Consider the following 14996-nt stretch of genomic DNA (forward strand, 5'->3'; position numbering starts at 1 on the left):
TCACAGCAGCACCGCCGCCGGCGCCGCCAGCGAAGACACCCAGGCCTGGCTGTCGAAGCCGGCCGCAGAGAAGGCCGCCTGCACCGGCGCTGCAGCGGCTTCGGCACTGGCCTGGTCTTCGAACCAGGCGAATACGCTGGGGCCGGCGCCGGAAATGCTGGCACCCATCGCACCGGCCGCCAGCGCGGCATCACGCGCGGCATCAAAGCCGATGATCAACGGCGCGCGGCGCGGCTCGACCAGCACGTCACGCAGGCCGGCACGCACCAGCGCAGCATCGCCCTGGTGGCAGCCGGCCAGCACCAGCGCCAGGTTGGCGCTCTGCGCCACGAAATCGCCCAGCGCGTAACTGCCCTGCAGCGCGGCGCGCGCGCGGCGCGTTTCCAGCACCGCGTCCGGGTGCACCAGCAGGCTGTGCCACTGCGCCGGCACCGGGATCGGCACCAGCCGGTCGGCGGTGCTCAGCACCAGCCCACCCAGCAGCATCGGTCCCAGGTTGTCGCCGTGGCGGCCGCCGCTGGCTACCAGTTCGCCTTCCAACGCGAAGCGATACAGCGCGTGCCGGTCCAGCGGACTGTCCAACAGTGCATTGGCGGCTACCAGCGCGGCCACGCACGAGGCCGCCGAGCCCCCCATGCCGGACCCCAGCGGAATGCCCTTGTCGATCTCCACGGCGAAGCCGAACGGCAGGTGCAGCCCTTGTTGCAACGCCAGCAGCGATGCACCGGCCGTGTTCAACGCAGCCTCCCGTGGCAACGGCACGTCGGCCCCGCGGATGGCCTCGATGCACACCTCGCGCTCGGCGATGCGGCGCACCGTCACCGTGTCACCGATACCGGCGATGGCATGGCCAAGGATGTCGAAGCCTACCCCGACATTGCCCACCGAGGCCGGTGCGAAGGCACGTGCGATCACAGGCGCGCTCCCTCGCCCGCGGCCACCCGCAGCAGATCGGCGAACACGCCGGCCGCGGTGACTTCCGGACCCGCGCCCGGCCCTTGCACCACCAGCGGGTTGTCGCAGTAGCGCCGGGTGCGGAACTGCACCACGTTGTCGGTCAGTTTGAGGTTGGCAAAGGCATGGTCCACCGGCACTCCGACCAGCCCGACCGATGCGCCCTGCGCTGACAACGCGGCGACGTAACGCAGCACGGCGCCGCTTTCGCGCGCCTGCTGCAGGCGTTGCAGCAGCGCCTCATCGTTATCGCCCAGACGCTGCATGAACTCCTCCACGCTGCCGGCACGCAGCGCCTCGGGCACCAGGCTTTCCACCTGCACCTGTTCCAGGCTCAGCTCGCGGCCGGCTTCGCGCGCCAGGATCACCAGCTTGCGTGCTACGTCGATGCCGGACAGGTCATCGCGCGGGTCTGGTTCGGTATAACCCATGCCGCGCGCCTGCTCTACCAATGCGGAAAACGGCTGGCTGCCATCGAAGCGGTTGAACAGCCACGCCAGGGTGCCGGAGAAGATGCCTTCGATGGACAGCACTTCATCGCCGGTATCGACCAGGTCGCGCAGCGTGGTGATCACCGGCAGGCCGGCGCCCACGGTAGCCTCGTAGCGGAAGCGCGCGCCACTGGCAGCGGCGGCGGCGCGGATCGACTGGTAGCGCGCCAGTGGACCGGAGCCGGCCTGTTTGTTCGGCGTCACCACATGGATGCCGGCCGCCAGCCAGCCTTCGTAGCGCCCGGCAACCTCGGCACTGCCGCTGCAGTCGATGACCACCGCGTGCGGCAGGTGCGCTGACAACAGGTGCGCGGTGAAGGCATCCAGGTCACTGGCCGACGCTGCATCGGCGAGGGCGGCGCGCCAAGGCCCCTGCAACGCGCGCGGGGCCAGGTGCATGCCGCGCCGGGACGCCACCGCGCGTAGGCGCAGGTCGATGTTGGCCTTGCCCAGCAGCTGCGGCTGCGCGGCCTGCAGCTGGTCCAGCAGCGCCGCGCCGACATTGCCCGGCCCGATCACCCCGACAGCGAAGGTCTGCGGTGACAGCCAGAATCCAGCATGCGCCGCGCGCAGCGCGCGCGTGGCGTCACCGCTGTCCACGGCCACTGAAATATTGCGCTCGCTCGAGCCCTGCGCGATGGCCAGGATGTTCACCTGCGCCCTGCCCAGCGATTCGAACAGGCGCGCGGCCACGCCGGGCTGGCCGGCCATGCCGTCACCCACCGCCGCCAGTACGCTGACCCCGCCGCGCAACTGCACGCGCTGGACCTGGCCGACCGCCAGCTCATGCGCGAAGGCCTGCAGCAACGCGTCACGACCGCGTTCGGATTCGTTGCCGCGGACCACGCAGCAGATGGAATGTTCAGAAGACCCCTGCGAGATCATCACCACCGACACATGCGCCTGGCGCAGCGCGGAGAACACCCGCTCGGCCGTGCCCGGCACGCCGATCAGGCCGGTGCCTTCCAGGTTCAGCACGGCCAGTTCCGCGCTCAGGGTCAGGCCCTTGATCGGTCCACGCACCGAGCGCTCCGCACTGATGCGGGTACCGGGATGCTCGGGTTGGAAGGTATTGCGGATCAGGATCGGCAGGCCGCGCAGGATGGCCGGGGACATGGTCTGTGGGTGCACCACCTTGGCCCCGAAATAGGCCAGCTCGCAGGCCTCGTCATAGCTCAGCGCCTCGAGCTGCACCGCTTCGGGCACCAGCCGCGGATCAGCCGACAGCACACCATCGACGTCGGTCCAGATCTGCAGCTCGTCGGCATTGAACAGCGCTGCAAAGATAGCCCCGGAGTAATCACTGCCGTTGCGGCCGAGGGTGGTGATGCGATCGTGGCGGTCGCGTGCGATGAAGCCGGTGGCCACGACGCGCTGCTGCAAGTTCGCCTGTCGCCACACGTGCAGGCGCTGTGCGCTGGTTTCCCAATCGACGTTGACGCCCAGCTCGCCGTGCTCGACCACCAGCACCTCGCGTGCATCCAACACTGCGCACGGCTCGCCGCTGGCCAGGAAATGCTGGCCCAGCAGGTGCGCCGAACAGACTTCACCCAAGCCCTGCACGCGATCAAGCACTTCCTCGGGCAGGCCGCCGATCACCGCCAGCGCGGCCAGCAGTTCGGCGAGTTCATCGAAACGGGCATCGAGCCATTCCACGCTGGCGCCGGCGTGTTCGCCGAGCAGCGACGCCGCCGCGCCGCGATGGCGGGCGCGCAGGTCATGCCAGTGTTCGCGCCACTGTGCATCGCCGGCCGCGGCCAACCGCGCCAGCGCGATCAGCGCATCGGTCACGCCCTTCATCGCCGACACCACGGTAACCTGCAACGCTTCCGGACGCGCCTGCAGCAGTCGCGCGACGTGGCGGTAGCAGTCGGCATCGGCGACGGAGGTGCCGCCGAACTTGTGCACCACCACGCGCGGTTGCGCGGCGGAACGTGGCGGAGCGGAATCGGCGGACGGTGCAGCAGCGGCAATGGACATGGTGACCTCGGTGGGAGGCCCCGCATCGCGCCAGTGGAAGGTTTCCCCGCCACCTGGTTCGGTGCGGGGCCGTGGTTTTCGTGAGTTACGCGAAGACGACGGACCGCACCCTGCGGGTGGTGGTAATGGTGGTAATGGTGGTGGTGCCGGCCGTGGAGCTCGCGCGCAGGCCTGCCGCGGAAGCGGCAAGGAGCGAGGCGAAGGTGGCGTAGGCAAGGACCATGACGCTAGAAAACACCGCCGGGCAAGCGGCTGTCAAGTGCTGCAGTGCAAAAGATCACGCGCCTTTATCAGCCGCCAACGCCGGCGAAAAAGGTTGCATCGGAGACGAAGCAGGCCGCTCTAGGGTTCAACCCGCATGTTCAGCAATCGCCGGTGGTGCACGGTGTGCGTGCGCGCACCACAACACGCCTGCCACCAGGCAGCCGATGGCAACGGTTTCCAGCACGGTCGGCCAGCGGCGTTGCCAAACGAAGCCATACAGCAGCGCGAAAAGGGTCTCGAACACGATCATCTGTCCGGTCAGGGTCAGCGGCAGCAGGCGGCTGGCGCGGTTCCAGCAGGCGTTGCCGAGCAGCGAGGCGACTACCGCTACGCCCGCGCTGACCGCCCAGAACAGGCCCCATTGGCGGGGCGCGTGCACCGCCCCGTTGAACACGAACGCCGACGGCACCAGCAGCAGCGCCAGCGCACCGGTGACCACGCCGGTCAGCAGCGACCAATCGTGGGCGGACAGATCCGGACGGCGCGCCAGCCATCGGCTGTTGCCCACCGAATACGCCGCCCATGAAAGCAGCGCGCCAAAGGCGCACACAAGACCAAGCACGCGCTGCCGCCACGGCGTCTGCACATGTTCGGACACCAGCGCTTCATAGCCCACCAGTGCCACGCCAAGCAGGCACAGCAGCAGCGCGGGCGCCAGCTGGCGCAGCTGCACCGCGCCCTCTTCGCGCACCGCCACCAAGGTCACCACCACCGGAATGAGCCCGACGATCAGCGAAGCAGCGGCACCGCCGGCCCACTGCACCGCCGTGGCCAAAAGCAGGAAATACACCAGGTTGCCGGCCAGGCTCAGCCACACCAGTCCGCGCCACTCGGCCATGCCGAGCTGCGGTGCCAGCCGCTTCCAGCGCGGCGCCAGCAGCAACAGCGCGACCAGCCCGTAGATGAGGTAGCGCCCGGCCGACAGTTGCAGGGCATCAAACGCCAGCAGCACCGCAGGCGCCAGGAACACCACACCCCACAGCGCACCGGCCATCACGCCGTTGCCGATCCCCACGCCCATCGAACGATTCATCGCACACACCTGCAGCTGACAGGCGCGAAGTCTAGTGCGCTCCGGCGACGCGCGTCTTGACCCGGCCTACGATGGCTGGCTTCGCCACATCGCCGGGGTCCGCCCGGTCTCGCGGCGCAGTGCACGGGTCAGCGCGCTCTGCTCAGAGTAACCGGCCAGCTGGGCGACCGTGCTGATCGGCAGTTGGGTGCTGCGCAGTAGATGACGGGCCCAGCGCAACCGCAGCGCACTCAGCCAGGCCTGCGGCGGCAGCCCCAGTTCGCGCAGGAAGCGGGCGTGCAGATGACTGGTACTGAGCCCTGCCAACTGCGCCATGCGCTCCACCGGCCAGGCTTCGGCGGGGGCGGCCTGCATGCGCGCGCACAGGGCCTGCAGGCGTGCACCGCTGCCATCGGGCGCGAACGCCTGCAGCAGCAGCGGCAGCAAGTCCTCGCCGCGGCTCCCGGCCGGCAGCGCCTGCAACGATGCGCGCAGTGCCTGTGGCAGCGACAACCAGCGCTGCCCGCGCAGGTGTTCCAGGGTGGGGCCATCGAACCAGGACGCGTCGCAGTCGATGATCAGGTGCTGGTTGACGCCCCGCCCGACCTGGTCATGGGATTCGCCGGGTGCCACGAAGACGCCCTGCAGGGCATCCAGCCGCGCACCGTGTCCGTCCAGTTCGAACTGCAGTTCGCCATGCAGCGGCAACACCCACTGCGCGTAATCGTGGCGATCGCCACCGCAGGCGTCGCCATAACTGCGGACATGGAAGCGCGGCGCGTTCATACCAGCAGTCTGCCGCCGCCATCGCGGCCGCGCAATGCCGGCCGGGTCAGGCCCGGCGCGGCAAATGGGCTTCGAACACCACGTCCTGCGCTTCATTGCGTGCCTGCAGCTTTCCGCCGTGTGCGCGTACGAACTGGTCGGCGATGAACAGCCCCAGGCCCAGCCCCTTGCTGGCATGGAAGCTGGCCTTGAAGGGCTCGAACAGACGCGGCAGCAGGCTTTCACCGATCTGCCCGCGGTTGCGCACGCGCAGCACCACCTGGGCGGGGTCCTCGCCATCCACCTGCACCTGGATGGGCGCCTGCCCGCCGTGCAGCAATGCGTTGCCGATCAGGTTGGAGGCCACCTGGGCCAGCCGGTCCGGGTCGCCCTGCATGCGCGCATCGCCCACCGCGACGACTTTGATCGCCGCCGTCGCGTTGCCCTGCTCCACTTCCTGCACCACCGCATCGATCACGGTGGCCGCATTGCACGGGGTGCGCTCCAGGCGCAGCCCGCCGGAGCGGATGCGCGAGAAATCGAGCAGCTGGTCGACCATGCGCGCCATCCGCAGCGTGCTGGCTTCCAGGTGGTGCAGGGTCTGCTGCGCGCTGGCATCGGCCGGGATATCCAGCGACAGTTTGTCTGCACACAGCAGAATCGCCGACAGCGGCGTGCGCAGGTCGTGGGTCAGCACCGCCATCATGGTTTCGTTGAGCGTCAGCGCGCGCTCCAGCGCTTCGTTGCGCGACTTCAACAGGCGCTTCTGCTGGTAGAGCTCGATGAACACGCCGAGCTTGCCGAGGATGATCTGCGGCTCGATCGGCTTGTGCAGGAAGTCCACCGCACCGCTTTCATAGCCCTTGAAGGCGCGCACCGGATCCTGCGGCGAAGCGGTCAGGAAGATGATCGGCACGTCGCGGCTGCGCGCCGAACCGCGCATCAGTTCGGCCAGCGCGAAGCCATCCATCTCCGGCATCTGCACATCCAGCAGGGCCAGCGCCACTTCGTGTTCAAGCAGCAGTTCCAGCGCCTCGTTGCCGGAGCCCGCGCAGAGGATGCGCAGGCCATCACGGCGCAACAGCGCTTCCATCGCCACCAGGTTCTGCGGCACGTCATCGACGATCAGTATGTTGACCGGCGCCGCGTCTTCCACAGGCGCAGGAGCAAGCAGGTTCATTTCAATTCCTTCAGGCATTCGCATAGTTCATCCAGCGTGAGCACCGCATCGGCACCCGCACGCTGCAGGGCCGAGGCAGGCATCATCGGCGCCTCGGCATCTTCGGGACATTGCAGCCAGGCTTGGCCACCGGCCTGGCGCACGGCAGCCACGCCTTCGCTGCCATCGCTGCTGGCCCCGGTCAGCAGGATCGCCAGTACATCAGCGCCAAACACCGCCGCGGCCGATTCGAACAACGGGTCGATGGCCGGGCGTGAGAACAGCACGGCCTCATCCAGAGACAGCGCGATGGAGCCCTCGTCTTCGACCAGCATGTGGTAGTCCGGCGGCGCGAAGGTCACCGTGCCCACCTCCAGCGGCTGCTTGTCCTCGGCCTCGCGCACCCGCAGCGCCGAGCCCGGATCGAGCAGTTCGGCGATGCGGCTGGGCCGGTCACGCGGTATGTGCAGCACTACCAGCGCCGGGCACGGCAGCGCCGCCGGCAACGCACCCAGCACGCGCTGCAGCGCCGAAACGCCGCCTGCCGAGGCACCGATCACCAACAGGCGCGGGACCGGACCGTCCATCAGGCCGCCTTCCGGTACAGGCGCTGTTCGCGCGCAGCGGCTTCAAAGGCATTGCCGTGCTCGCCGAACTGCAGCGATTCCTTGCTGCCCAGGCCCAGGAAGCCACGATGGACCAGGGCTTCGCGGAACAGGCCGACGGCGCGGTCCTGCAGCGGCCGGTTGAAGTAGATCAGCACGTTGCGGCAGGACACCAGGTGCACTTCGGAGAACACGGTATCGGTGGCCAGACTGTGGTCGGCGAATACCACGTTGCGACGCAGCCGACGATCGAACACCGCCCCGTCGTAGCCGGTGGTGTAGTAGTCCGACAGCGACCCCTGGCCGCCCGCCTGCAGGTAGTTGCGGCTGAACTGGGCGATGCGGTCGATGCCGTAGGTGCCCGATTCGGCCGCGGCCAGCGCGGCCGGATTGATGTCGGTGGCGTAGATGATGCTCCGGTCCAGCAGCCCCTCTTCCTGCAGCAGGATCGCCAACGACCAGACTTCCTCGCCGGTGCTGCAGCCGGCCACCCACAGCTTGATCGACGGATAGGTCTTCAGCACCGGCACGGCGTGCTCGCGCAGCGCCAGGAAGTAGGACGGGTCACGGAACATCTCCGACACCTGCACGGTGAAGAACTGCATGGCCTGGGTGAACAGTTCGGGCTCGTGCAGCAACCGGTGCTGCAGGTCCGACAGGCGTGCGCAGTCGTAACGCTGCATCGCCTGGTGCATCCGACGCCGTAGCGAAGACACCGCATAATTGCGGAAATCGTAGTGGTAGCGCTGGTAGATCGCCTCCACCAGGACCTTCAGCTCCAGGTCGAACAGCTCCTGCTCGTTCATTGCCGCGAGCACCATACCCGGCACAGCGACACCAGCTTGTCGACATCGATGGGCTTGGCGATGTAATCGTTGGCGCCGGCCTGCAGGCAACGCTCGCGGTCGTCGGGCATGGCCTTGGCGGTCAGCGCGATGATCGGCAGGTCCTTGTGCTGGCGCTGGCTGCGGATCTCGCGCATCGCGGTCAGGCCGTCCATCTCCGGCATCATGATGTCCATCAACACCAGGTCCACTTCCATGCTGGCCAGGCGATCGACGGCTTCGCGACCGTTGCGGGCGATTTCGAGTTTCACCCCCAGCGGCTCGAGCACGCTGGACAGGGCGAAGATGTTGCGCACATCGTCTTCGGCCAGCAGCACGGTGCGCCCATCCAGCACCGAATCGCGGCGCCGCGCTTCGCGCAGCAGGCGCTGCTGGTCGCTGGGCAGGTTGGCTTCCACGCTGTGCAGGAACAGGGTGACTTCATCGAGCAGGCGCTCGGGCGACCGTGCGCCCTTGATGATGATGCTCTTGGAATAGCGGCGCAGGCGCTGTTCTTCTTCGCGGCCCAGCGCGCGGCCGGTATAGACGATCACCGGCGGGAAGCTGACGTCCTCGCTGCCGGCCATGAACTCCAGCAGGTCGTAACCGCTGCCATCGGGCAGCGCCAGGTCGGTCACCATGCAGTCGAAGGTCGCGCTGCTGAGCTGTTGCACCGCCTCGGCGAGGGTGCCCACGGCAGTGATTTCCAGCTGTTCCCGGCCCAGCAGCAGTTCAAGGTTGCCGCGCAGTTCGGTGTCATCTTCGACGATCAGCAGGCGGCGCACGTCGCGCTGGCTGGTTTTTTCCAGGTGCTGGATCGCCTCGACCAATCGCTCACGGGTGGCCGGCTTGATCACGTAACCGATGGCGCCCAGCTCCATCGCCAGCTGGCTGCGCTCCATGCCCGATACCACGTGCACGGGGATGTGGCGGGTCAGCGGATCACGCTTCAGGCGTTCGAGCACGCTCAGGCCGGACACATCGGGCAGGCCGATGTCCAGCAGCACGCCGCTGGGGCGCAGCTCGCGCGCCAGCGACAAGGCTTCCTCAGCGGTGGTGGCCACCACGCAGTCGAAATCGAGTTCGCGTGCCAGCGCGACCAGCGCTTCGGCGAACGCGGCATCATCTTCCACTGCCAGGATCAGGCGCTCGCTGCGCTGGGCGCTGGCGCCATGGGCCACGGCCGTCTTCCAGGCGCCCAACGATGGCGCAACCGCTTCGCTGCGCACCGCCGGCGAGCCGGCATTGGACCCTGCGCGAGCCGGGGACGGTGACGCTGCCGAGGCGACCACCGGCTGCGGCGCATGCGCGCTGCCCAGCGTGGCCGGCGCGTCGGGCTGTTCCGGCGCCCCGCTCAATGGAAGTTCCACGCTGAAGGTGCTGCCGCGGCCCGGCTCGCTGTCCACGCGGATGTCACCGCCCATCCGGGTGGCCAGGTCGCGCGAAATCGACAGCCCCAGGCCGGTGCCACCGTAGCGGCGGCGGGTGCTGCCATCTGCCTGGCGGAAGGCCTCGAAGATGGCGTCCAGCTGTTCGGCGGCAATGCCGATGCCGCTGTCGCGCACCACGAAACGCACGCGATCGCGCCCGGCGGCCTGCACCTGCAGACTGACCGTGCCGTGTTCGGTGAACTTCACTGCGTTGGCCAGCAGGTTCTTCAGGATCTGCTGCAGGCGCTGACTGTCGGCGGTGAACTGGCTGGGCGCACCGGCGTCGGCGACGATCTCCAGCGCGAGGCCTTTCTCCCGCGCCAGCGGCTCGAAGGTCTCGCGCAGGCGCTGCAGGGCGCCTTCGACGACGACGATCTCATCGGCCAGTTCCACGTGACCGGCCTCGATGCGGGCCAGGTCCAGGATGTCGTTGATCAGTGCCAGCAGGTCGTTGTTAGACGACAGGATGGCCTGCGCGTACTTGACCTGCTCGTCGCTGAGCGTGCCATCGCGATTGTCCGACAGCAGCTTGGCCAGGATCAGCGAGCTGTTGAGCGGGGTGCGCAGCTCGTGCGACATGTTGGCGAGGAACTCGGACTTGTAGCGCGAAGCAGCAGACAGCTCATTGGAATTGCGCACCAGCTGCGCCTGGGCCACCAGCAGGGCCTGCTTCTGGCCTTCCAGCTCATGCGTGCGCTCTTCCAGCTGCACGTTGGTCTGCTCCATCTCGGCCTGCTGCTGCTCCAGGTTGGTCTGCGAATGCAGCAGGCTGCGGCTCTGTTCTTCCAGCTCTTCGTTGGCCACCCGCAGCTCTTCCTGCTGGGCCTGCAGCTCTTCGCTCTGGCGCTGGGATTCTTCCAGCAGTTCGGCCAGCCGCGCGCGCAACACCGCCGCGCGCAGCGCGATGCCGATGGTGTCGGCGCAGCGCTGCAGCAGCTCACGGTCCAGCTGCGGCGCACGGCCCGCGCGGATGCGGCCCAGTTCCACCACGCCCACGATCTGGTCATCGCTGAAGATCGGCGCCAGCACGCGTTCGCGCAACGGGGTGCTGCCCAGGCTGCTGCTGATCTGCAGCACGCTGCCTTCGCCTTCCTGCAGGTGGCGCACCTTGCCTTCGCGGATCACCTCGCCCAGCTGCCCTTCGTTCAGGCCCAGCGACTGCGGGACGGTGGCCGGCAGGGCAACGCCGCCGGTCAGCAACAGCTGATGGTTCTCGATGCGGTACATCACCGCGGTCTGCGCTTTCAGCTGCTCGGCCAGGGTGGTCATCGCCGCCTCGGCGATTTTTTCCGGCCCCAGGTCGCCGCGCAGGCTCATCGCCACGACGTTTTCGCTCTCCTGCAGCCACAGCGCCTCGGCCGCTTCGCGGCGCGCCTGGATTGCGCGGTTGACGATCAATCCGATCATCAGGAAGGCGAATCCGCCAATGCTGCGGTTGACGTATGAGAAAGCTGAATTGGTACTCGCCGGCGCGATGTTGTAGCCGACCGCCAGGAACACACAGGCAGCCACGGCGACCACCAGCGGCAGCCCGGCGTGGCGCTGGAACACCGTCACGCCAATCGCCAGGAAGTACGCCAGCCAGACCGCATACCCAAGTGGGACAACCAGTTCAAGCGCAGCGGTTGCCGCTAGCAGGGCGGCGGACAGGCCCCATATCCAGGGGTCACGCGTACTTGAAGCTGACGTCATGGGTGGAGATCCCGACACAAAGAAGTGCGATGTTAACTGAATGCCCGTCGTTTCCGGCACGACTTTCGGCACGTGACCGCGTACACAATTCCTTCACACTGTCGCTTCTAGCGTCACCGGCCTCAGGGGTTTCAGCGCAGTCCCGTGGTAAACGCCGTCTCCAAGCTCACCGCTCAGACAGATACGTCCAGACAGTTGACTCTCCTTATCGAGAGCGTCACTGACCATGCCCTGTACCTGATGGATCCGGACGGCGTGGTGTGCACCTGGAATCCCGGCGCGCAGCGGATCAAGGGCTACAGCGCCGAGGAAGTGATCGGCACCCATTTCAGCCGTTTCCACTGCCCCGCCGACCGCGATGCCGGCGAGCCCGAGCGCTCGCTGTCCATCGCTGTCAGCGAAGGCCGCTACGCAGGTGAGGGCTGGCGGGTGCGCAGTGACGGGAGCCGTTTCCGCGCCAGCGTAGTCATCGAACCGGTGTATGAAGGCGAGCACCTCGTCGGCTTCGTCAAGGTGACCCGCGATATCACCGAAAGCTACCAGGCGCAGGTGCTGCTGCGTGATGCGCAGCGGGCGCTCGCCAGCACCCAACAGTTCGAAAAAGTGAGCCAGCTCAGCCGCGGGCTGGCGCACGAGTTCAACAACCTGCTGACCACCATCCACAATGCGCTGGACCTGATCGCCCTGCGTTGCGCTTCAGATGAAACCACCGAACGCCTGATCGGCAATGCGCAGGCCGCCGCCGACCGCGGCGCGCTGCTGACCCGGCAGCTGCTTGCCTTCGGTGCCGGCCAGACGCTGGTGCGCGAACGCGTCACCACCGCGAACTGGCTGCAGCCGGCGATGGCGGCGCTCCAGCAGCGCTGCCTGGCTCATCATTCGCTCAGCCTGCAGCTGCGCAGCGACCTGCCGGACGTGCTGCTGGATCCCGGGCAACTGGAGGCGGCGCTGTCCAACCTGGTCGGCAACGCCTGCGATGCCATGCCGGAGGGCGGTCGTATCTGTATCATCGGGGACATCGAGCGTCGCCTGGACCCCCAGGCCGACACGCCCACGTACCGGAATTTCGTCGCCATCCGCGTGCAGGATGAGGGCCACGGCATGGCGCCAGACGTCGCCGCCCGGGCCAGCGAGCCATTTTTCACGACCAAGGACATCGGCAAGGGCAGCGGTCTGGGCCTGAGCCAGGTGTTCGGTTTCATCACCCAATGCGGCGGTTTCGTCGATGTGTCCAGCACCGAAGGTGGTGGCACGACGGTCAGCCTGCTGCTGCCTGCCCTGGAGGTTCCTGCCAATGACTGATTCCATCCGCGTACTCATGGTCGAAGACCAGGAAGACCTGCGCGACATGATCGGCCTGGCCCTGCAGGACATGGGCATCAACGTCGATACCACCGCCGATGGCCACGAAGCGCTGGCAATGATGGCTGGCGAGCATCAATACGATGTGGTGTTCAGCGATGTCAGCATGCCCAACGGGATGTCCGGGATCGAGCTCAGCGAACACGTCGCCCGTACCCAGCCGGGCGCGCGGATGATCCTGTCCTCCGGCTATGCGCGTTCGCAGCTGCCGCCATTGCCGGGGCACGTGGAATTCCTGCCCAAGCCGTATCGGCTGCGGCAGCTGGTGGAGCTGCTCACCGCACGTTGAGCGGCCGCTTGCTTTCAATGGGCTGCGCTCAGGTCCAGCCAGCCCGACCACACCAACTGGATGCCGATGCACAACAGCACGAAGGCAACCAGTTGCTGCATCACCACCGCGCCTGACGGCCCCAGGCGGGTGACCACCACGATCGAGTTGCGCAGGATCAGGTAGATCACCACCGCCACCATCAGTGCCCCGCCGACCGCGACGATCGCGCCGGAAAGAAAATGCAGCGGATTCATCGATTCGCCGTGCGCGCCCAAGGTGATGCAGGCGGAAATCACACCCGGGCCGGTGGTCAGCGGGAACGTGAGCGGATAGAAACTGCGCTGCATCAACTGGTTGTCGGCAATTCCCGCCGCCTCGGTCTCCTGCACCGTCGGTGAGGTATCCGGGCGCGGCGCCAGCATGCGCCAGGCACTGGCCGCCACCAGCAGGCCACCACCGAAACGCACCACCGCCAGCGAAATGCCGAAGATGGTCAGCACGTAGGTGCCGACCAGCATCGAAGCGATGATCACCCACGCCACGTTCATCCCGATCTGGCGCGCCAGCACGCGCGCCAGGGCGTGCTTGTTGCCAACGGTTGAGACGAATATCGAGGCGATGCTCAGCGGATTGATGATCGGCAGAAGGGTTACCGGGACCAGCGCCATTTCTTTCAACAGCGCGATCATGTATTCCATGGCAAAACTCCATGCCAACGGGGCGTCAGCTGTTGCGGCGCAAGCGTGCAGCCTTGGACGCACCCAGCCCATCAGACGCGACTGATTTCCTTCGGCATCTGGAGCGCTACGTAAACCCGGCCAATCGCATGAACGATTAAGGATTCAGGGCGACGCCACAGAACGGGATACGAATGACAATGTCACAATCGACCTATCGCGACCGACGTTCGGCCCAGTGTTCCTGAAACGGCATGCCCCGCCCTATGCATGACAGATCCACCAAGGAAGGTCCCCTGCCCTCGTTCCACTCCTGCCTGGAACTTGCCTGTGCCGTAAGCGGCATGCGTGTGGCGCTGATCGGCGAGGTCGGTGAGCAGCAATGGCGCGCCGTGCACGCACTGGACCGCGCTGGACTCGGCATCTCCGCCGGCCTTCGGCTGGATCTGATCAACACCTTCTGCCGCGACGTGACCGCGACCGGGGAAGCGATCTGGTTCGGCGATTGCCGCCAGGACCAGAAGCGCTGCGACAGTCCAATCCCGGCGATGCACGGCTTCCGCAGCTACGTCTCGGTGCCGGTGGTACTGGCCGATGGGCGGGTGTTCGGCACGCTGTGCACGCTGGATCCCGAGCCGCGCGTGATCACCGATGAAATCGTGCACGCCATGCGTGCGCTGGGGGCGGTGGTGGCCGAGCAGATCGGCGCGGCCGAAGCGCACGATACCGATGACCAGCACGACGGCGACAAGCGGCAACCGAACGCGTCGCCCGAAAGCCGCCTGCAGGCCTCCGAAGTGCTCAACAGCGCGCTGCGCCAGGAAGGCAAGGAGCGCGAGGAGTTCATCGCCGTGCTGGCCCATGACCTGCGCAATCCGCTGCAGGCGATCCGGGTCACCTCCGACCTGCTGTCCTTGTCGGCCACCAGCGAGGCGCAGCAGAGCCTGCTGCGGCACCTGGACGACAGCGCGGACCGGATGGCGGAACTGATCGATGTGACGCTGGATTTCGCACGCGGCCGGCTGGGCTCGGGCATCGCCCTGCGTGTGCGGCCCTGGCGTGATCTGTCTGCGCTGCTGGCCAACGCCGCCGCGCAGGCACTGGCCCCCTACCCCGGCTGTCCGTTGATCGTTGAACTGGCGCTGCCCGAGGTGGTGACCTGCGATGCGGACCGCCTCTCGCAACTGGTCAGCAACCTGCTGATCAACGCGGCCATCCACGGTCGCAAGGGCCGTCCGATCGTACTGCGCGGCCACGCCGACGACACCGCGCTGGTGCTGGAAGTGCGCAACGAAGGGGTGATTGCCGAGGCGTCGATGAAGACCCTGTTCGAGCCCTTCCACCGCACCGGCGACCAGCGGCTGGATTCCGGCCTGGGCCTGGGGCTTTACATCGCTTCGCAGATCGCCGTTTCGCATGGCGGCGCACTGACGGTGCAGTCCGGCGAGGCTATCGGGACCACCTTCACCCTGCGCATGCCGCTGCGCTGAGCACTACGCGCGTCAGTGCC

The 14996-nt window shown here is 67.3% G+C and carries 12 protein-coding genes; 3 read left to right on the forward strand and 9 right to left on the reverse strand.

Annotation, left to right across the window (positions count from 1 at the left end; genetic code table 11):
• The 8 genes from SOM47_RS01000 to SOM47_RS01035 form a co-directional block, all read right to left on the reverse strand.
• On the reverse strand, positions 1-915 hold the full coding sequence (locus SOM47_RS01000) for a homoserine kinase (RefSeq protein ID WP_320504529.1): 915 nt from the start codon (positions 913-915) through the stop codon (positions 1-3).
• Complete coding sequence (gene thrA, locus SOM47_RS01005; protein ID WP_414715741.1) at positions 912-3425, reverse strand: bifunctional aspartate kinase/homoserine dehydrogenase I; 2514 nt, start codon at positions 3423-3425, stop codon at positions 912-914. The genes SOM47_RS01000 and thrA overlap by 4 nt, the downstream gene beginning before the upstream one ends.
• Before the next feature lie 349 nt (positions 3426-3774).
• Complete coding sequence (locus SOM47_RS01010; protein ID WP_320504530.1) at positions 3775-4722, reverse strand: DMT family transporter; 948 nt, start codon at positions 4720-4722, stop codon at positions 3775-3777.
• A gap of 66 nt (positions 4723-4788) precedes the next feature.
• Positions 4789-5487 (reverse strand): AraC family transcriptional regulator, encoded by a 699-nt coding sequence (locus SOM47_RS01015; RefSeq protein WP_192083715.1) that lies wholly within the window; start codon positions 5485-5487, stop codon positions 4789-4791.
• Between the two features lie 46 nt (positions 5488-5533).
• Positions 5534-6646: a hybrid sensor histidine kinase/response regulator gene (locus SOM47_RS01020; RefSeq protein WP_320504531.1), complete on the reverse strand. Its 1113-nt coding sequence runs from the start codon at positions 6644-6646 to the stop codon at positions 5534-5536.
• Positions 6643-7212, reverse strand: coding sequence for a chemotaxis protein CheB (locus SOM47_RS01025; protein WP_042612515.1), 570 nt, complete (start codon positions 7210-7212; stop codon positions 6643-6645). Before SOM47_RS01025 ends, SOM47_RS01020 begins: the two co-directional genes overlap by 4 nt.
• Positions 7212-8036 carry a CheR family methyltransferase gene (locus tag SOM47_RS01030; RefSeq protein ID WP_192083716.1) on the reverse strand — a complete coding sequence of 275 codons (825 nt, stop codon included), beginning with the start codon at positions 8034-8036 and terminating at the stop codon, positions 7212-7214. Before SOM47_RS01030 ends, SOM47_RS01025 begins: the two co-directional genes overlap by 1 nt.
• The gene (locus tag SOM47_RS01035; protein WP_192083717.1) at positions 8033-11176 is read right to left on the reverse strand and encodes a response regulator; all 3144 of its coding nucleotides are present in this window, start codon (positions 11174-11176) and stop codon (positions 8033-8035) included. Before SOM47_RS01035 ends, SOM47_RS01030 begins: the two co-directional genes overlap by 4 nt.
• 144 nt (positions 11177-11320) lie before the next feature.
• Between SOM47_RS01035 and SOM47_RS01040 the strand changes: the two genes are divergently transcribed.
• Both SOM47_RS01040 and SOM47_RS01045 read left to right on the forward strand, forming a co-directional pair.
• Positions 11321-12478: a two-component system sensor histidine kinase NtrB gene (locus SOM47_RS01040; protein ID WP_042612512.1), complete on the forward strand. Its 1158-nt coding sequence runs from the start codon at positions 11321-11323 to the stop codon at positions 12476-12478.
• Positions 12471-12827 carry a response regulator gene (locus SOM47_RS01045; protein WP_042612511.1) on the forward strand — a complete coding sequence of 119 codons (357 nt, stop codon included), beginning with the start codon at positions 12471-12473 and terminating at the stop codon, positions 12825-12827. Before SOM47_RS01040 ends, SOM47_RS01045 begins: the two co-directional genes overlap by 8 nt.
• Positions 12828-12841: 14 nt before the next feature.
• On the opposite strand, the gene SOM47_RS01050 is transcribed toward SOM47_RS01045, so the two are convergent.
• Positions 12842-13507 (reverse strand): MarC family protein, encoded by a 666-nt coding sequence (locus tag SOM47_RS01050; protein WP_052811794.1) that lies wholly within the window; start codon positions 13505-13507, stop codon positions 12842-12844.
• A gap of 233 nt (positions 13508-13740) precedes the next feature.
• Between SOM47_RS01050 and SOM47_RS01055 the strand changes: the two genes are divergently transcribed.
• Positions 13741-14976, forward strand: a complete 1236-nt coding sequence (locus SOM47_RS01055; protein ID WP_320504532.1) for a sensor histidine kinase — start codon at positions 13741-13743, stop codon at positions 14974-14976.
• The last annotated feature ends 20 nt before the right edge of the window (positions 14977-14996 follow it).

The sequence above is a fragment of the Stenotrophomonas sp. CFBP8980 genome, from assembly GCF_034046095.1.
Taxonomy (GTDB): Bacteria; Pseudomonadota; Gammaproteobacteria; order Xanthomonadales; family Xanthomonadaceae; genus Stenotrophomonas; species Stenotrophomonas lacuserhaii.